The organism is Micromonospora sp. CA-249363, from assembly GCF_050950185.1.
Lineage (GTDB): Bacteria > Actinomycetota > Actinomycetes > Mycobacteriales > Micromonosporaceae > Micromonospora.
The window spans coordinates 4,301,639-4,319,138 of record NZ_CP192020.1 but is presented as its reverse complement, the minus strand read 5'-3'; the positions used below and the strand labels follow the sequence as shown (position 1 = coordinate 4,319,138).

The 17,500-nt window shown below is 69.4% G+C and carries 16 protein-coding genes; 8 read left to right on the top strand and 8 right to left on the bottom strand.

All coding sequences use genetic code 11. The features are described 5' to 3' along the window. Positions 1-10: 10 nt before the first annotated feature. The 8 genes from ACQPZK_RS19505 to ACQPZK_RS19470 form a co-directional block, all read right to left on the bottom strand. Complete coding sequence (locus ACQPZK_RS19505) at positions 11-409, bottom strand: cupin domain-containing protein (protein ID WP_433534369.1); 399 nt, start codon at positions 407-409, stop codon at positions 11-13. A gap of 43 nt (positions 410-452) precedes the next feature. Beyond that, positions 453-1,661 (bottom strand): iron-containing alcohol dehydrogenase, encoded by a 1,209-nt coding sequence (locus tag ACQPZK_RS19500; protein ID WP_433534368.1) that lies wholly within the window; start codon positions 1,659-1,661, stop codon positions 453-455. A 63-nt stretch (positions 1,662-1,724) separates the two neighbouring features. Next, positions 1,725-3,185 (bottom strand): NAD-dependent succinate-semialdehyde dehydrogenase, encoded by a 1,461-nt coding sequence (locus tag ACQPZK_RS19495; RefSeq protein ID WP_433534367.1) that lies wholly within the window; start codon positions 3,183-3,185, stop codon positions 1,725-1,727. 174 nt (positions 3,186-3,359) lie between these two features. Further along, complete coding sequence (locus ACQPZK_RS19490) at positions 3,360-4,436, bottom strand: ABC transporter ATP-binding protein (RefSeq protein ID WP_433534366.1); 1,077 nt, start codon at positions 4,434-4,436, stop codon at positions 3,360-3,362. Next, the gene (locus ACQPZK_RS19485) at positions 4,436-5,503 is read right to left on the bottom strand and encodes an ABC transporter ATP-binding protein (protein ID WP_433534365.1); all 1,068 of its coding nucleotides are present in this window, start codon (positions 5,501-5,503) and stop codon (positions 4,436-4,438) included. Before ACQPZK_RS19485 ends, ACQPZK_RS19490 begins: the two co-directional genes overlap by 1 nt. Continuing rightward, entirely contained in the window at positions 5,503-6,414 is a 912-nt protein-coding gene (locus ACQPZK_RS19480; RefSeq protein ID WP_433534364.1) for a carbohydrate ABC transporter permease, read from the bottom strand. The genes ACQPZK_RS19485 and ACQPZK_RS19480 overlap by 1 nt, the downstream gene beginning before the upstream one ends. After that, positions 6,414-7,361 (bottom strand): carbohydrate ABC transporter permease, encoded by a 948-nt coding sequence (locus ACQPZK_RS19475; protein WP_433534363.1) that lies wholly within the window; start codon positions 7,359-7,361, stop codon positions 6,414-6,416. Before ACQPZK_RS19475 ends, ACQPZK_RS19480 begins: the two co-directional genes overlap by 1 nt. Then, positions 7,358-8,764, bottom strand: coding sequence for an extracellular solute-binding protein (locus tag ACQPZK_RS19470; protein WP_433534362.1), 1,407 nt, complete (start codon positions 8,762-8,764; stop codon positions 7,358-7,360). Before ACQPZK_RS19470 ends, ACQPZK_RS19475 begins: the two co-directional genes overlap by 4 nt. Before the next feature lie 271 nt (positions 8,765-9,035). Between ACQPZK_RS19470 and ACQPZK_RS19465 the strand changes: the two genes are divergently transcribed. The 8 genes from ACQPZK_RS19465 (at position 9,036) to ACQPZK_RS19430 (ending at position 17,451) form a co-directional block, all read left to right on the top strand. Then, the gene (locus tag ACQPZK_RS19465; RefSeq protein WP_433534361.1) at positions 9,036-9,779 is read left to right on the top strand and encodes a GntR family transcriptional regulator; all 744 of its coding nucleotides are present in this window, start codon (positions 9,036-9,038) and stop codon (positions 9,777-9,779) included. A gap of 88 nt (positions 9,780-9,867) precedes the next feature. Further along, on the top strand, positions 9,868-10,437 hold the full coding sequence (locus ACQPZK_RS19460; protein ID WP_355047859.1) for a DJ-1/PfpI family protein: 570 nt from the start codon (positions 9,868-9,870) through the stop codon (positions 10,435-10,437). A 19-nt stretch (positions 10,438-10,456) separates the two neighbouring features. Continuing rightward, a complete protein-coding gene (locus ACQPZK_RS19455; protein ID WP_433534360.1) occupies positions 10,457-11,275 on the top strand; it encodes an alpha/beta fold hydrolase in 819 nt (272 codons plus the stop codon). Positions 11,276-11,311: 36 nt separating this feature from the next. Next, on the top strand, positions 11,312-12,193 hold the full coding sequence (locus ACQPZK_RS19450; protein ID WP_433534359.1) for a PhzF family phenazine biosynthesis protein: 882 nt from the start codon (positions 11,312-11,314) through the stop codon (positions 12,191-12,193). A 235-nt stretch (positions 12,194-12,428) separates the two neighbouring features. After that, positions 12,429-13,658, top strand: coding sequence for a cytochrome P450 (locus ACQPZK_RS19445; protein ID WP_433534358.1), 1,230 nt, complete (start codon positions 12,429-12,431; stop codon positions 13,656-13,658). Next, on the top strand, positions 13,655-13,882 hold the full coding sequence (locus ACQPZK_RS19440) for a ferredoxin (protein ID WP_433534357.1): 228 nt from the start codon (positions 13,655-13,657) through the stop codon (positions 13,880-13,882). Before ACQPZK_RS19445 ends, ACQPZK_RS19440 begins: the two co-directional genes overlap by 4 nt. Before the next feature lie 77 nt (positions 13,883-13,959). Then, entirely contained in the window at positions 13,960-14,556 is a 597-nt protein-coding gene (locus ACQPZK_RS19435; RefSeq protein WP_433534356.1) for a TraR/DksA family transcriptional regulator, read from the top strand. A 762-nt stretch (positions 14,557-15,318) separates the two neighbouring features. Then, entirely contained in the window at positions 15,319-17,451 is a 2,133-nt protein-coding gene (locus ACQPZK_RS19430) for an ATP-binding protein (RefSeq protein ID WP_433534355.1), read from the top strand. The last annotated feature ends 49 nt before the right edge of the window (positions 17,452-17,500 follow it).

Here is a 17,500-nt window from a genome sequence, read left to right as displayed (position 1 = left end):
GGCGACGGGCTCACGCCAGGTGGAAGTCCGCGAAGTCGAAGCCCGGACTCACCACGCAACTGACCAGGACGTGCTCGTCACCCGCCGGCGTCGCGGACTGCCACTCGCCCGCCGGCACCAGGACCTGCGGGCACCGGGCGCTCAGGATCGTCGGCGGACCGTCCCGGCCGATCGTCAGCGCCAACGGACCACCGGAGTGCCAGAACCAGATCTCGTCCGACCGCACGGTGTGCCAGGCCGACGAGTCGCCCGGTTCGAGGAGGAAGAGGATCGCCGTCGCGGCAGCCCGGCTGCCCGGGTACCCGTCGGGCTCGAACTCGACGGCGGACCGGTAGGTCTCCCGGAACCACCCGCCTTCGGGATGCGGCTGGAGGTCGAACTGTTCGGCCAGGGGCGGACGTGCGGTCATGCGGCCACTGTAGTGACGTCACCGCGGCGCGGGTCAGGACGTGTCAGACCCGGTCCCCGGTCCAGGCCGCTTCGAGGATCGCGGTCAGACTGGCGGTGTCGGTCGGACCCGGGTGGTTCTGGATCAGACGGGTGACGCCACTGGCCATCTCCGCGAAGCGCGGAAGGTCGGCGCGTGCCACCCCGATGTCCGCCAGGGTGGGCGGGATGCCGATGTCGGCGAGCAGCCCGTCGAGCCAGGTGAGGAACTCCTTCGCCGCCTCGGTGTCCGAGGCGTCGGCCACGTCGAGCCCGCACACCCGGGCAAGGGCGGCCAACCGGTCGTCGACGGCATTCCTGGCCGCGCGCAGCGCGTAGGGCAGGAGCAGCCCGACACCCAGGCCGTGCGGCGTGTGCGTGGCCGCACCGATGGGGTACTGGAGAGCGTGCGGGGCCGCGTTGCCCGCGTGGGAGAAGGCGAGCCCGGCGAGCATGGACCCGTAGGACATGTCCGCGCGGGCTTCCGTGTCGCCGCCGTTCCGGACCGCGCGACGCAGGCTCCGGGCGATCCGCTCCGCGGCGAGCAGCGCGTAGTGGTCGGTGACCGGGTTGCGACCGAGGAAGACCTGCTCCACCGGATCACGCGGTCCGTGGGGCCGGGGTCGCGCGGTGTAGCTCTCCACCGCGTGGCAGAACGCGTCGATGCCGGAGTGGGCGGTAACGGTCGGCGGGCAGCTGTAGGTGAGTTCGGGGTCGACGATGGCGAAGTCGGGCACGATGTGGACGCTGGAAACCCCCACCTTCAGCGCGCGGTCCGGGTCGGTCAACACCGAGACGGGTGTCAGCTCCGAGCCGGTGCCGGACGTCGTCGGTACCGCGACGAGAGGGATCGTCGGCCCGGGCACCTTCGACTCGCCGTAGAAGTCGCGCGGCGTTCCGCCGTGCCGCCGGATGACGCCGACGATCTTGGCGAGGTCGATCACCGTGCCACCGCCGATCGCGAGTATCACGTCGGCGTCCACCTGGGCAGCGGCCGAGACGGCCAGGGCGACATCGCTGAGTGGCACGTCCGGGGTGGCGTCCGAGAACACCTCGACGACGTCGACCTTCTCCCGTACGGCGGCCACGATCCCGGCCACGCCCGGCTGCCCCAACAGAACCTGATCGGTCACGATGAGGACTCGCGAGCCACTCTCGGCCACCACTCGCGGGATGTTCTGCGCGACCCCTTCACCGACTATCAGCTGGCGCGGTCCGCGGACGGTCTCAAGCATGTCGGTGCCTCTTTCGAACGTCGGCGGTGATGTACGGGGCGACAGCGCGGAGCAGCAGAACGGTCACGGCAGGTTGATCGCCGCGTAGGTGAGATCGAGGTACTCGAGGATGCCCTCGTGCGACCCCTCCTTGCCGATCCCGGACTGCTTCACGCCTCCGAACGGCGCCGACGGGTCCGATATGAGACCACGGTTGATGCCGATCATCCCGGTCTCCAACCCCTCGGCGAACCGGAGCGCCCGCCCCAGGTCGCGAGTGAAGACGTATCCGACCAGGCCGTGTTCGGTGTCGTTGGCCTTCGCCAGCACCTCGTCGTCGGACGTGAACGAGATGATCGGCGCCACCGGGCCGAAGATCTCCGTCCGCAGCATCCGGGCGTCGTCGGGTACGTCGACGAGGACCGTTGGCGGGTAGAAGTGACCCGGCCCGTCGGGGCGTTCACCGCCCACCACGACCCGGGCCCCGCGCTCGACCGCGTCGGTGACGAGGCCGTCGATCGTGGCGACCGAGGCCTCGTCGATCAACGCTCCGACGTCCACGCCGTCGTCGAGACCATGGCCCACCGCCAGCGCGCCCATCCGCTGTGCGAAGCGCGCCGTGAACTCCTCGCGCACCGGCTCCTCGACGTAGATCCGGTTGGCCGCGATGCAGGACTCCCCGATGTTGCGCATCTTGGCCACCATGGCGCCGCCGACGGCGACGTCCAGGTCGGCGTCGGCGCACACGATCAGGGCCGCGTTGCCGCCAAGCTCCATCGAGGTACGCAGCACGTTGTCCGCCGCCTGCCGGAGCAGCACACGCCCGACCTCGGTCGAACCGGTGAACGACAGCTTGCGGGTCCGGGCGTCGGCGAGCAGTGCGGAGACCACCGAGCCGGAACGCTTGGTGGTCACCACGTTGACGACGCCCGGGGGAACGCCGACCTCCTCCATGATGCGGGCCAGCACCAGCATGGTGAGGGGGGTCTGGCCGGCCGGCTTGGTGATCGTCGTGCAGCCCGCCGCCAGCGCCGGAGCGATCTTGCGGGCGCCCATGGCCAACGGAAAGTTCCAGGGCGTCACGAAGACACACGGTCCGACCGGCTTCGGCACGGTGAGGACCCGGTACCCACCGGCGGGAGCGGTGCTGTAGCGCCCCTCGACGCGTACCGCCTCCTCGGCGAACCACCGGAAGAACTCGGCGCCGTAGGCGACCTCCGCCCGAGCTTCGGCGAGCGGCTTGCCCATCTCGAGCGTTATCAGCCGGGCGACCTCCTCGGATCGCTCGGTCAGGGCCCGGTACGTCGCGGTCAACAACTCCGACCGTTTCCGCGGCGGGGTCGCCGCCCACTGCGCCGATGCCGCGCTCGCGGCGTCCAACGCGGCGAGCCCGTCGGCGACATCGGCGTCCGCCACCTCGGCGATGGTCTTGCCGGTGGCCGGGTCCTCGACGGCGAAGGTCGCTCCGCTCGCGGCGTCGCGCCAGGCGTCGCCGATCCGGAGCCGCCGGTGCTCGGGGGCCAGGACGTTCATCGGGTCACTCACTGCGCCGCCTCCTGTGATCTTCCTGCTGATGTCCGGCGTGCCCGCACCCTCGCGCGGGTGCGCGTCGACGGACGGGTCACCCGCCCTCGGCGGGGTGAGGTCGCCGGGCGGCGACGGGTCCGCCGAGGCGGTACCGCCAGTGCGGACGCATGGTGCCGTCCCCGCCCGGCGCGGTTACCGCCCCGCCTCGGACAGCGACAGCCCGGTGTCCGCGTCGAACAGGTGCGCGCGGTCCAGGTCGACCGTGACCGACAGCCGTTCGCCCGGCGTACCGGTGATGGTGGGTCGTGCCTTGACCTTGAGGATCTCCGTTCCCACCCGGACGTCGACCACCGTCCGGTCACCGAGCGGCTCAAGTCCGTAGAGCTCTCCCGACAACGACGCGTCCCCGCGCTGCTCGACGGACAGGTCCTCCGCGCGTACGCCCAACAGCAGCGCACGACCGTCCTCGGCGGTGGTCCAGCGGGGGCGCGGCAGCGTCCAGCCATCAGCGCCGACCAGACGATCCCCCTCGGCGCGGCAGGCGAGCAGGCTGATCGGAGGGCTCCCGACGAACCCGGCCACCCACTGGTTGGCGGGACGCTCGTACACCTCGGTCGGCGTCCCGACCTGTTGCACCTTCCCCTCCTTGAGGACCGCGACATGGTCGGCCATGGACAGGGCCTCGACCTGGTCGTTGGTCACGTAGACGAAGGTCGCGCCGAGGCTCCGGTGGATGCGGGTGAGCTCGGTGCGCATCTCGACGCGGAGCTTGAGGTCGAGGTTCGTCAGCGGCTCGTCCATGAGGAACGCCCGTGGGCTGCGGACCAGCGCCCGGGCCAGGGCGACCCGCTGCATCTCACCGCCCGACAACTGGGCGGGACGACGTTGCAGCAGACGTTCGATGTGCAGCAGTTTCGACATCTGCTCGACGGCGGCGGCGATCTCGCTCGGTGACCGTCGGCGGGCCCGCAGCGGTGAGGCGATGTTCTCGTACACCGTGTGTCGGGGGTAGAGGGCGTAGTTCTGGAAGACCATGGCCAGGTCGCGCGCGGCCGGCGCGTCACCGGTCGCGTCCCTCCCGTCCAGGTGCACCGACCCCGCGTCGAGCTTCTCCAGGCCGGCGATCGCCCGCAGGGTCGTCGTCTTACCCGCCCCGGAGGGCCCGAGCACGACGAAGAACGAGCCGTCCGGCACATCCAGCGTCACCCCGTCCAGGGCCTGGACCTTGCCGAAGGACTTGCGCAGCTCGTGCGCTGCCACGGTTCCCATCAGGCCACCAGCTCTTCCGTGCTCACGTCGTAGACCGCCGGGGTTCCGCCGGTGTGCCGCAGCCCGACCTTCGCGTCGGCGGCGAAGCGAACGGTCGGTGGCATCCGGACCCGTACGTCGCGCTGACCGCCGTGGTCGACCACGTAGATGATTTCGTCGCCCAGCCACTCGGCCGAGACCACGCGGGCCGGGATCGTGCCCTCCGTCCCGGGCGCGGTGACTTCCAGCGCCTCCGGCCGGACGCCGGCGACCAGGCGACGGTCGCGTGGCAGGCCCGACGGTGGCGTGAGGACCAGCCCGCCCTGACCGTGCAGCATGCCGTCGACCAGCTCGATGTCGATCAGGTTCATCGGCGGGGAGCCGATGAACGCGGCGCAGAAGAGACTCGCCGGGCGGTCGTAGACCTCCAGCGGCGTGCCGATCTGCTCCACCCGGCCCTTGTTGAGAATGGCGATCCGGTGACCGAGTGACATCGCCTCGACCTGGTCGTGGGTGACGTACACCATCGTCGCCCCCAGCTCTCCCTGGAGGTGCTTGATCTCCGTGCGCATGTCCGCCCGCAGCTCCGCGTCCAGGTTGGTGAGAGGCTCGTCCATGAGGAATGCGCGCGGTCGCCGCACCAGGGCGCGAGCCAGCGCGACACGCTGCTGCTCGCCGCCGGAGAGCTGGCGCGGCCGCCGGTCCAGGAGCGGACCGAGCCGCATCAGCCGGGCGGCCTCCTCGACCCGCGCGTGCACCTCCTGCTTGGGCAGGCCCTCGGCGCGCAGGGGGAACGCCAGGTTGTCGCGGGTTCGCAGATGCGGGTAGAGGGCGTAGAACTGGAACACCATGGCGATGTCGCGCTCGGCGGGCCGCAGGTCGTTGACCAGCGTGTCGCCGATGCGGATGTCACCGGACGTCTGCCTCTCCAGGCCGGCGATGGCCCGCAGCGTCGTCGTCTTGCCGCAACCCGAAGGGCCGAGCATCACGAACAGCTCGCCGTGGCCGATGGACAGGTCGACCTGCTCGACCGCGACCGTTCCGTCGGGGTAGCGCTTGTGCAGCGCGGTCACCTCGATGCCCGCCATCAGCGTCGCACCGCCCCGAGCGTCACACCGGCGATGAGGTGCTTGCGGACCAGGTAGGCGAAGATGAGCACCGGTAGGGCGAACACCACGGAGGCGGCTGCCACGAGGCCCCAGTCGGTGGTGGTGCCGCCGATGAGGCCGGCGATGGCGGGTGGGGCCGTCCGGACGCTGTCGCTGGAGGTGAGGAAGATGGCGAACACGAACTCGTTCCACGAGAAGATGAGCGCGAAGACCGCCGTCGCGGCGATACCGGGCACGAGCTGGGGAAGGGTGTATCGCCAGAACGCCTGGAGACGGGTGTAGCCGTCGAGCATGGCGGCGTCCTCGTACTCGGCGGGCACCTCGTCGACGAAGCCCTTCATCATCCAGATCGTGAACGGCACGTTGAACGCTGCGTAGATGAGGATCAGGCCGATCTTGTTGTCGATCAGGCCGACCTGGCGGTACATGAGGAAGATCGGAATCACCACCACCACGGGCGGCATGAAGCGGGTGGACAGGATGAAGAACAGTTGGTCCTTCTTGGCCTTCACGGCGAAGCGTGAGTAGGCCCAGGCCGCCGGGACCCCCAGCACGGTGGCCAGCACCGTGGAGGCGCCGGCGACGACGAAGGAGTTGAGGAAGCTGACGGACACGGGCGTGCGGCCGTCGCCCTGAGCGACGAACACGTCCTTGTAATGCTGCAGCGTGACGGCGAAGTCGAAGAACTTGGCCGGGATGGCATAGACGTCCCGGTTCTCCTTGAAGGACGTCTCGATCATCCAGAGCACCGGAAAAAGCATCACGGCGGCCAGCACGGCCAGTAGCGCGACCTCGACCGCGGAGCGGCCTCGGCCACCGCGGCGGCGTGCGGGAGGTGGGTGATCCCCGGCCGGACCGGTGGACACGGCCTCGTCGACGGAGACAGCCATCAGTCCTCCTTGAGCTTGTTCAGATAACGCAGGTAGAACTGCGTGAGGACGATGACGACGAGGACCATGAGGATTCCGTACGCCGACGCGGTCCCGGTGTTGAAGCCCAGGAACGCGACCTTGTAGATGTGGAACGACAACGTCTCGGTGGAGACCCCCGGGCCTCCGTTGGTGAGGATGTAGACGAGGTCGAACAGCCGGAACGCCTCGATGGCCCGGAACATCACGGCGATGAGCAGCAGTGGCCACACCAGCGGCAGCGTGATGGTGCGGAACTTGAACCACTCGGACGCCCGGTCGATCGAGGCGGCCTCGTAGAGGTACTTGGGCACGGCGCTGAGGCCCGCGAGCGCGATGAGCATGATGAACGGCGTCCACTGCCAGGTGTCGACCACGATCAGTGAGAGCAGGGCCGTCCGCTGCCTGGTCAGCCACTCCACCTGCCCCAGGCCGACCGAGCCGAGCATGCTGTTGACCACGCCGAACTGCGCGTCGAGCATGAAGCGCCAGAACAACCCGACGACGACCGGCGACAGCATCATCGGCACCAGGAACAGGGTGGTCAGCGCTCCCCGCCCGTGCGTGCGCCGGGAGATCAGGTAGGCGATGCCGAAACCGAGCACGGTCTGCAGGGAGACCGCGCCGATCACGTAGATCACCGTCGTCACGGCCCGGGTGTGGACCTGCGCCGACGTCAGGATGGCGGTGTAGTTGCCGAACCCGACGAAGTCGGCCGGGCCACCGCGGGTCGCCGAGTAGTCGGTGAAGGACAGGTACAGCGCCCACAGCAACGGGAACACCGACATGGCGAGCAACAGCAGGAGCGCAGGGGAGATGAAGGCCACGGCGAGCCCACGGTCGCTCAGCCGGCGGGACCGACCCGGTGCAGGCGGCGTCGCGGACGCCACCTGCCCGGGGTGGTCGGTCGTCAGGGGGGCGTCACTCACAGCCCGTCGCCGCCCTTGCGGTTGCTCGAGTCGAGCACGCTCTGCTGCTCCTTGGCGATGTCGTCGAGCGCGTCCTTCGGCTTCTTCGCGCCGTTGAGGGCCGCGTTCACGTTGGTGTTCTCGATGTCGACGAGGCGCGCGTACTCGGGCACGTTCCACATGTCCCGCATGCGTGGCACCGAGTCGGCGTACACCTTGTTGAACGGCCCGGCGTTGAGGAACTCGGGTGACTGGATCGCGTCGGTACGCGATGGCACGCCACCGGCGGCGGCCCACTTCTTCTGGATGTCAGCCCGCTCGAACCACTTCATGAAGTTCAGGGCTTCGGCCTGGTTCGCCGCGCCGGAGTAGGCCGACACGTGCATCCCCATCCCGCCGAGGGGGACCAGGTTCGTCTTCTGGGTCGGCAGGGTGGCGAAGCCCAGCTTGTCGAGGATCTGCTCCCGCGTGGTGCCGAGCGTCGACTGCTTGGGGTCGAGCAGGCCGCCGCTCGCCGCGATCCAGTTGAACGCGATGCACGCCTTGCCCTGGGCGACCGCCGCGTTGACCTCGTCGATGAACCAGTTGCCGGAGCCCTTGGCGGTCAACGGCTTCATCTTGTTCACCAGGACGTCCATCGCCTCCTGGCCCGCCGCGTCGTTGAGGACGCCCTGGATCTTGCGTGCCTTCGGGTCCCAGAGGTTGCCGCCGTAGACGCCGTTGACCGTGTTGTAGGTGACGGCCGCGGCGTCGGAGCCGTTGGCCTGGTGGAAAGCCAGCCCGCTCACGCCGGGGTTGTCCGCCTGGCACTTCCCGGCGACCGAGATCATCTCGTCCCAGGTCTGCGGCGGCTTGTCGCCGATCAGGTCCTTGCGGTAGATCATCGTCCAGGTGTCACCGAGCAGCGGCAGCCCGTACAGGCTGGCGTTCTCGTCGCGCTTGCCGGTCTCCGCCTGGGGGAACTGGCCGTAGGCCGCCAAGAGGTACGGGTCGTAGGCCTGCACCTCGATGTTGTTCTTGACGAAGTCCGTGAGGTCGAGGATGTTGCCGTTCGTCACGGCCTCGCCGATGTGCTGCGAGTCCAGGATCGCGATGTCGAAGTCGGTCTTGCGCGCGGCGAACTGGGTGAACATCGCGTCGTGCCAGTTCGCGTTCGGCACCGTGTTGACCTTGATGGTCGCGTTCGGCCGTTCCTTCTTGTACTCCGCGTTCGCGAAGGCTTCCAGTGCCTGGGCGGGCGGCCAGTCGAACCAGATGAAGCTGAGGGTCAGCGGGTCCTTGCTCAGCTCCGGCACGGCGGCCGGCGCCTTGGGGGCGCTCGCCTTCGCGTCGTCGTCCTTGTCGCCGCCGCACGCCGCCAGGGACGCGGCCACCAGCAGCATGGCCGCCGTCGCCAGCCGTACCGTCCGACCGGGGGTGGACATTCGTCCTATTCGCTTCTGATCGCGCATGTTATGCCTGCTTTCTGGGTGGGAACTTCTAGAACCTCGCTATGTGCTTCGCCGAGCGGTTGCCGGGTTGGTGAGGCGTGGCGCCGGGCCGTCGTGGGGGCCGGCGTCGAAGGTGCGCCGCGAGGTGGAGAATGAAGATCATCCCCCACATTTCCTATACGATCTGGTGGGGGCGTCAGCATGCCGCAGCGTTGTGACTGATGTCAACAGGTCGCAAAGGCGCAAGAAGGGACCTCACGTCACGATGGACGACGAAGCGATGATCGCGCGGGGCCGTAAGGCCGTGACGGGAGGAACCCCGGTGGGAAGATCAGGTGGCCGGCTCGCCGACGAGGTGTACGACACGCTGCTCGGACAGTTGATGTCGCTACGGATCGAGCCCGGCTCCCGCGTCACGATCGACGTCCTCGCGCGAGAGCTGGGAGTCTCCCAGACGCCGATCCGGGACGCCCTGAACCGCATGGAGGCCGAGGGGCTGGTCGTGCGAGTGCCGCATGCCGGCTACCGCATTCCTCCCCAGATCACCCGCCACCGGTTCGAGGACATGCTCGAGGTGCGCCTGCTTCTCGAGCCCGCGGCGGCTCGCCGGTCCGCCGAACGCGCCTCGGTGGAACAGGTGGCCGGACTGCGCCGGATGCTGGACGAGATGGCGGAGCTGGAGGGGGGCAAGGGTCCTGCGGCCTACGGCGCCTTCGGGCTCCGCGACGCCGCGTTTCACGACCTGGTCGCCCTCAGCGCGGAGAACCAGGTGATCCGGGAGGCGCTCGCTCGCCTGCACAGCCACGTGCACCTCTTCCGGCTGCACCACGACGCCCAGGTCACCCACCTGGCCATGGCCGAGCACGAGGACGTCGTGGCCGCGATCGCCGCGCGTGACCCCGACGCCGCCGCCTACGCGATGCGTCGGCACATCGTGCGCTCCGGCGAGCGTTTCCGACGATTGTTCGACGAGGTCAAGGACGCGGACCCGGTGGCGGTAGAGGCTTGACGGGCGGGCTGGGCCGAGGAATGCTATCGCCACCGGATCGGATCGGATTGGATCTCCACCACCCGCCACCAGATGCGAGGAGAAGCAGGTGCCCAGAGCGCTGCTCCTGACCGGCGACGCCGCCGAGGAACTCGACACCATGTATCCCTACTACCGCGTGCAGGAGGGCGGCTGGGACGTCGACGTCTCGTCACGGACGTTGCGTGACGTTCAGTTGGTCATCCACGAGTTCGACCCCAACTCCGACGCCTACGTGGAGAAGAACGGGCGCAAGCTGCCGGTCGACGTGCCCTGGGCCGAGGTCGACGTCGAGCGCTACGACGCCCTCATCATCCCCGGGGGACGCGCCCCCGAGTGGATCCGGGTCGACGCCGACGTCAGGCGCATCACCGAGCACTTCTTCGCGCGCAACCTCCCCATCGCCCTGGTGTGCCACGGCGCGCAGGTGCCAGCGGTGTACGGGCTCCTGAAGGGTCGGAAGACGGCGTGCTTCCCGCCCATCACCGGTGACATGGAGAACGCGGGCGCGACGGTCATCGACGCGCCCGACGTCGTGGACGGCAACCTCGTCTCCTGCCGGGGATGGCCCGACATGCCGCAGTTCGGCAGGGCGATGATGGAGGTCTTCTCGAAGTCCGTCAGCTCCGCATCGGCATGAGCGCACCCGGCCTGCCCCGATGACAGCACATCGGACGGTCACGGTCGACGCCTCACCCGTCCACGTTCTGGAGAGCGGCGCCGGGCCCGCGGTGCTGATGCTGCACGGCTCCGGACCCGGCACCACCGGGTCCGGAGCCTGGGCATCGACGGCGCAGACGCTGGGCACGTCCTGGCACCTGGTGGCTCCGGACCAGGCGGGGTTCGGCCATACATCCGTACCGGCTGGACATCGGGGTGGACTCCGGCTGTGGACGGAGCAGGCCGCAGGCCTGATGGATGCGCTGGGAGTCGAGCGCTACGCCGTGGTGGGTCACTCCATGGGCGGCGCCGTGGCGCTGGCGTTGGCCGCCGCGCGCCCCCGGCAGGTCACCCGTGTCGTGGCGGTCTCGACGATGGGTGCTCCCGGGGCGCCGCTGTCGGCCGATCTCGACGCGATCTGGTCCGCCCCCGCCGACCCGCACGGGGCGCGGGACATGCTGAGCCGCCTCCTCCTCGACCAGACGCTGGTGACCGATGCGGCCGTCGAGGCCCGTGCCGCGGCGATGCGCGACGGGGCGTCCGCGTACGCGTCGCTGTTCCCCGCGCCGAGGGCACGATGGGTCGACGACCTCACCCTCACCGCGCGGACGCTGGCAGCGATCCGCGCGCCCGTGCTGCTCGTGCACGGCGCCCAGGACCGGGTCACCCCGCTCGATACGGCCGCCCGACCCCTGCTCGAACACCTGGCCGACGTCCGTCTGCACGTGTTCGGTCGATGCGGCCACGTGCCGGCGATCGAGCACCCGCGTGAGTTCGGGCAGCTGCTGTCGTCCTTTCTCGGCAGCGGCAGCGGTTGACCGACGGTGAGCCGGCCACCGAGGCGGGAGCCCGACATGACCGGAGACGGCGGCCACGACCTGACGATCGTCGACGCCTGCACGCGCCGCGGAGGAGGGGGTAGCCCCACCGCCGTCCTGATCGATCACAGCGCTCTCAGCGACGGCGCTCGGCGGGCGATCGTCCGGCGAGCCGGCACCTCGCACGCGGCGTTCGTCGACACCGGGGCGGACACCACGCCGACGGTGCGGTTCTTCACCGCGTACGGCGAGCTCATCAACTGCGGGCACGGCACCATAGCCGCGCAGGCCGTCCTTTTGCACCGCCGCCGGGCCGGGGAACTCCGCGCCCGTCAGCGGACGGGTGGCCGCACCTTCGACACGACCGCGATCCAGCGTGACGATGGCATCGAGGTCTGGTTCGACCAGGGCACGGTGGACCTTCAGGGCGGCAGCGCCGCAGGGCTCGACCGCATCCTCGCTGCCCTGGGCATCAGGCCACACGACGTGCCCGCCGACGACGCCCCGTGTGTGGCCTCACCGGGAACACCGCGCCTGCTCGTACCGGTGACGACGCTGCCGACCCTGCTCTCGATGCGGCCCGACCTCCGTCGACTCGCGGCGGAGTGCCGTCGCCTCGGTTATCTCGGCTGCTTCGTCTACACGCTCTCCCCGACCGGCGACGCAGCGACCGCGCGCATGTTCGCGCCGGCTGTCGGAGTCGGCGAGGACGTCGTCAACGCGAACAGCGCCGGCTGCCTCGCCGCACACCTGTTCGCGACCGGCCGCCCCAGCACCATCGAAGTCGAGCAGGGGCACACCGCCGGCCGCCCCTCGTCGGTCTACGCCACCGCCGGCGCCACCGCGAGGGGCATCTCCGCCCGGGTCGGCGGAATGGCCGTCATCCGGTCCCGAAGCAACGGCACGGCGAACGGGTGAGAGGGTCGGCTCGCTGCTGTCACGTGCGTGGTGCCGATCCCACGCCGGTGCCGTTGATCCCGCGGAGGCGGAGCGGTCTCCATGGCGATCATCGATGTGCCTCGCTACGATCCGACATTGAACCGTAACGATGCGTAGGGATGTGTTGATCCATGCCCTGGGCGTAGGCGACCTGAGGCCGCTGCGAATGTGACGCAGGCCTGCGGATCGCGCCGTCTCGACGAAGGGAATCCGGATGACCGAGAGCGCGCAGACCACCGGGAGCCGAACCGTTCCGCCCGCGCGGACGTACCCGTTCAGTGTGCCGGACCGCCTCGTGGTCGATCCGACCTACGGCGAGCTGCGCGAGAGCGAGCCGATGACCCGGGTGCAGCTCCCCTACGGGGAGGAGGCGTGGCTCGCCACCCGGTACGAGGACGTCCGTACGGTCCTCGGCGATGTGCGCTTCGGTCGCGCGCCAGCCGTCCACCGCGACGAGCCCAGGCTCACCCCGCGCCAGCAGTACACCGGCATGCTGACCATGGACCCGCCCGATCACACCCGCCTGCGCCGGCTGGTGGCGAAGGCGTTCACGGCACGTCGGGTGGAGGCACTGCGTCCCCGAACCCAGGAGATCGCCGACACGTTGGTCGACGACATGCTCCGGCTCGGTCCGCCGGCCGACCTGGTGGAGCACGTCGCCACGCCGCTGCCGATCCAGGTGATCTGTGAGCTGCTCGGGGTCCCGTACGCCGACCGCGACCGTTTCCACATCTGGTCCGAGGCGATCGTCTCGACGACCTCACTGCCGCAGGAGACGATCCAGGAGTACCTGAACAATCTCTGGGGCTACATCGGTGCTCTGGTCGCCGAGCGCCGCCGCGAGCCGGGGATCGACGACCTGCTCGGCGCGTTGGTGCGGGCCCGCGACGAGAATCAGGACCGGCTCAGCGAGACCGAGCTGGTGGAGCTGGCCGCGGGGTTGCTCGCGGCCGGCCACGAGACGACGGTCACCCAGATCCCCAACTTCGTCTACGTCCTGCTGGACAATCCGGACCAGCTCGCCAGCCTGCGGGCCGATCCGTCGCTGGTGCCGGCCGCGGTCGAGGAACTGTTGCGGTACGTGCCGCTCGGCGTCGGTTCCTCCTTCGCCCGGTACGCCAAGGAGGACGTCGAGGTCGGCGGGGTGCTGGTCCGGGCCGGTGAGCCGGTTCTCGGCTCACTGTCGTCGGCGAATCGGGACGGTACCGTCTTCGCGGACCCGGACCGGCTGGACTTCGAGCGCGAGCAGAAACCGCACCTGGGCTTCGGGCACGGCGTACACCACTGCGTCGGCGCCCAGTTGGCCCGCATGGAGTTGCAGGTCGCGGTAGCCACCATCGTCACTCGTCTGCCCGGGTTGCGGCTCGCCGTACCGGAAGCAGAGCTGCCGTGGAAGCGCGGCATGTTGGTACGGGGCCTGCTCAGCATGCCGGTGGCCTGGTGAGCACCGCCTGGCGGGTCGGGGTGGACTCGGGTCGTTGCATCGGCACGAGCATCTGCGCCGGCACCGCGCCCGAGCATTTTCGCCTGGTCGACGGCGTTTCGGCGCCGCTGGCCGATGTCGTCTCCCCGGCCGAGGTCGTCCTCGACGCCGCCAACTCGTGCCCCGTGGAAGCGATCATCGTCCGCGACTCCACCGACCACCGGTTGATCGCTCCGGAGGAGTGAAACGCCCCTACGCAGGGCGTGGGTTCGACAATTCGTCCGACGTTGGCATCGCTGCGGTCGCCGCCTATGGTGGAGGCATGTCCCCGGTGACGTTCCGCTCTCCTGCCGTCACCGGTGTGACGGCGATCGGGGCTGCCCACGTGGCGACGGCGGCGTGCCGGCTGGTCGGCCTGCGGGTGCCGGTTGTCCGCGTGCTGCACATCGCGCCCACGTCGCGGCTGATGAGCCCGGCGCGAACCGGCCGAGGCCCCCCGCGGAATCGTTGCATCACCGAACGACCGCCAGGGCGAAGCTATCCAGCTTCGGCCCTTTTCTTTTTCCCCTTCGAAAGTAGAGGTAGGACCATGAGTGTCGATCATCGAGCTGTCGACCAGCGCTGGCTGGCCGATCTGCGAGCCTCACTGGCGGAAGACTTCGCCACGCAGACGGCTCGGTTGCGGGAACTGACCGAGCTCAACGCGGACACCGGCGACCCGAGCGAGGCCCACAACCGGGCCGCGCTGGTGGCGGCGACCCGGCGCAACATCGAACAGATCACCGGTGCGCTGAGCCGCATCAGCGCGGGCACCTACGGGGCCTGCGCGAAGTGCAGCCAGAACATCCCCGCCGAGCGGCTCGAAATCCTTCCGCACGCGCAGTTCTGCGTGGCCTGCCAGGCGAAGCAGAACGGCTGACGGGCGGCGTGGCTGCCGTGCCTCGGCGGGCACGGCAGCCACCGGTCGTCACGCGCAAGCCGGCGAGCATGGCCAGGCGAGGTGCCGTGGGCACGGTGATCAGGCGAGGCCCAGCGCGCGGTGCGGAGGAGCGTGATCCGCCGACCAGGTGGGCACCCGACCTGGGATCACCCGCCGTGCGGAACGGAGCACGATGCAGAACCCGGTCGTACGGGTGGCGGAGGCGCCAGTACGAGCATGGCAAGCAGCAGCAACGTCGGTGGCGGCACCCGCTCGCCGACGCGCCGAGGGCCGCGTCTGTCGTGCATCCCGAGAACCGCAGGCGTCGCCCAGAGTGTGGACGACATCCGCGCCTGGTGGCCGCCCCTGTCCCACCAGCAACGATGGCTGCCAACCCTGCACGTCGGTCCTCGCCGCACTCCTCGGCGCAACAATCACCCGCGTCTTCGCGCCCCTCATCGTCGGCGCAGTTGCTTTGCCCGCAACGCTGGAACGCTGCTCGAGCCGGGCTGTCGCGGCTCGGAACTCGATCCGTCAAGGTCATTCGTTCCGTCCCAGGCTCGGCCGGGTCGCGCGTTCGTGTGAACAACTACCTGGAAGGCCATCAAATGCCCTGGCTCAATCTGCAATCTGCCGTATCACTCCCTGCAGTCTGTGTCGTTCTCGGTGCCCCTGCCGGCCGTGGAGCTATCGCTGACTGGCTGGCCGCCCGGTGCTTACCCGGGAATGGCTACAATGGTCAAACCCTGTGGAGGAGTGCGAATGCCCGGCGATCCGCCCACGTTAGAGGTGCCCGATGGCGTGCGGAACGATCTCAGCGGCCAGGCGGGCAGTGCGGTCCTGCAGGCGGGATCCATCGGCGGTGATGTGCACTTTCACGGTGATCACGGGCACCGGTCGATACCGCGGCAACTCCCCGCCGGGGTGTCCCGATTCGTCGGCCGGACGAATGAACTCGCCGCGCTCGACGCCGCGCTCGACGCTCCCGACAGTACCGGGACGATTATCATTTCGGCGATATCAGGGGCCGGTGGAATCGGTAAGACCGCTCTGGCCCTCAGGTGGGCGCGACAGCTCGCCGACCGCTACCCCGACGGGCAGCTGTACGCAGACCTCCGTGGGTTCGCGCCCGACGCCGACCCGGTCGATCCCGCCGAGGTGATCCGCGGGTTCCTGGACGCTCTCGGGGTCGCGGCGGACAAGGTGCCGGTGAGCGTCGCCGCCCAGTCGGCCCTGTTTCGGTCCCTCGTCGCCGGGCGGCGGGTGCTGGTGGTGCTCGACAACGCCCGCAACTCAGCTCAGGTCCGTCCGCTGTTGCCTGGGGACCCGAGCTGTCTGGTCGTGATCACCAGCCGCAACGACCTGGCCGACCTGGTGGCGCAGGAGGGCGCCCGCCCGTTGAAACTCGACGTGCTCACCCCTGTCGAGGCGACCGCGCTGATCGCTGAGCACGTGGGTGGCCAGATGGTCGCCTCGGAGCCCGACGCCGTCGCCAGGCTGGTCGAGGCGTGCTCTGGCCTGCCCTTGGCGGTTGCCATCGTCGCAGCCCGCGCCGCCACCCGACCGAACTTCTCGCTGCGCGACATTGCCCAGGATCTTTCCGGGGAAGACCCGCTCAGCTCGTTTGACGGCGTCGACCGCAGCGTCCGGGCGGTCTTCTCCTGGTCATACCGCACGCTGAGCCCGGCGGCGGCCCGCGTCTTCGGCCTGCTTGGCCTGAACACCGGGGCCGACATCAGCCTCGCCGGCGTGGCGAGTCTGGCTGGCATTCCCCTCGCCGAGGCACGCGAGCTGATGAACGAGCTCACTGCGGTGCACCTCGTCGACGAGCATCTCGCCCGTCGGTTCCGGCTGCATGACCTGCTTCAGACGTACGCGGCGAGGCTCGCGGCGACGGGCGAGTCCGCCGAAGAGCGGGGCACCGCCATTCGGCGATTGCTCGACTTCTACCTCACCACGAGTTTCTGGGCTGATCGAGCGCTGGACCCGGCACGCGATCCCATCCACGTCATTCCATCCAGTAACTCTGTGTCACCGGTGGTGATCGAGGACATTCGGCAGGCCCTCGAGTGGTTCACTGGCGAGAAGGCCAACCTGCTCGCCGCAGTCGATGTGGCCACGCGCTCCGGGGAGGACGGGCACGCCTGGCAACTGGCGTGGGCCCTCAACACGTATTTCTACTGGCGATCGGACTGGCGTGACCTTGCGATGGTGCAGGAGGCGGCGGTTGAGGCCGCCGTGCGTTTGGATGATCTCCAAGGCCAGGTGAAGGCGTACCGTGGGTTGGGACGCGCCCTAACCAGCCTCGAACGCGACGACGAGGCGCTCGCACATAACGAGCGGGCGCTGGTGCTCAGCGAGCGGCTCCGCGACTTCCCTAACCAGGCGGCAAGCCATCACGCGATGAGTGTGATCCTCGACCGGCTCGAACGTTTCGAGGAGGCGCTGCATCATGCCCGGCGCGCGCTGGACCTCTCCCGCCGGATCGGTAACCGGTCGCGGGAGGCCCGGGCGCTGCGTGACGTCGGCATCGCACTCAACCGGCTCAGCAGCTTCGAGGAGGGAGTTCGGTACTGCACCGAGTCAGCGGATCTCTTCCGGGCGGCGGAGGACACCCACGGGGAGGCGGTGAGTCTCGACCACCTGGCCAACGCCCTAGCTCCGCTTGGGCGGTACCCGGAAGCCATCGAGCACCTGACCCGAGCCGCGAGCCTGCATCACCTGCTCGGCAACATCGAGTCGGAGGCCGCCACCCTAGACCTGCTCGGTGACTTTCACCTTGCAGTCGAGGACACCAGGTCGGCCCGGCGGACATGGCGGCAATGTCTGGACCTGTTGCGGCAGCTCGGCTCGCCACGGATCAAGTCGGTGCGTAGCAAGATTCGTAGCAGTTGACGATGTCGTCCAGACTTACAGACGGCACCAGATCGACGGACGGGTGGAG

Bases quoted from the DNA above. Each gene is read 5' to 3' on its own strand.
- ACQPZK_RS19455 (WP_433534360.1), top strand. From the start codon at position 10,457: ATGACAGCACATCGGACGGTCACGGTCGACGCCTCACCCGTCCACGTT.
- ACQPZK_RS19445 (WP_433534358.1), top strand. From the start codon at position 12,429: ATGACCGAGAGCGCGCAGACCACCGGGAGCCGAACCGTTCCGCCCGCG.
- ACQPZK_RS19505 (WP_433534369.1), bottom strand. From the start codon at position 409: ATGACCGCACGTCCGCCCCTGGCCGAACAGTTCGACCTCCAGCCGCAT.
- ACQPZK_RS19430 (WP_433534355.1), top strand. From the start codon at position 15,319: ATGCCCGGCGATCCGCCCACGTTAGAGGTGCCCGATGGCGTGCGGAAC.
- ACQPZK_RS19500 (WP_433534368.1), bottom strand. From the start codon at position 1,661: ATGCTTGAGACCGTCCGCGGACCGCGCCAGCTGATAGTCGGTGAAGGG.
- ACQPZK_RS19470 (WP_433534362.1), bottom strand. From the start codon at position 8,764: ATGTCCACCCCCGGTCGGACGGTACGGCTGGCGACGGCGGCCATGCTG.
- ACQPZK_RS19490 (WP_433534366.1), bottom strand. From the start codon at position 4,436: ATGGGAACCGTGGCAGCGCACGAGCTGCGCAAGTCCTTCGGCAAGGTC.
- ACQPZK_RS19450 (WP_433534359.1), top strand. From the start codon at position 11,312: ATGACCGGAGACGGCGGCCACGACCTGACGATCGTCGACGCCTGCACG.
- ACQPZK_RS19435 (WP_433534356.1), top strand. From the start codon at position 13,960: ATGTCCCCGGTGACGTTCCGCTCTCCTGCCGTCACCGGTGTGACGGCG.
- ACQPZK_RS19465 (WP_433534361.1), top strand. From the start codon at position 9,036: ATGGACGACGAAGCGATGATCGCGCGGGGCCGTAAGGCCGTGACGGGA.
- ACQPZK_RS19485 (WP_433534365.1), bottom strand. From the start codon at position 5,503: ATGGCGGGCATCGAGGTGACCGCGCTGCACAAGCGCTACCCCGACGGA.
- ACQPZK_RS19480 (WP_433534364.1), bottom strand. From the start codon at position 6,414: ATGGCTGTCTCCGTCGACGAGGCCGTGTCCACCGGTCCGGCCGGGGAT.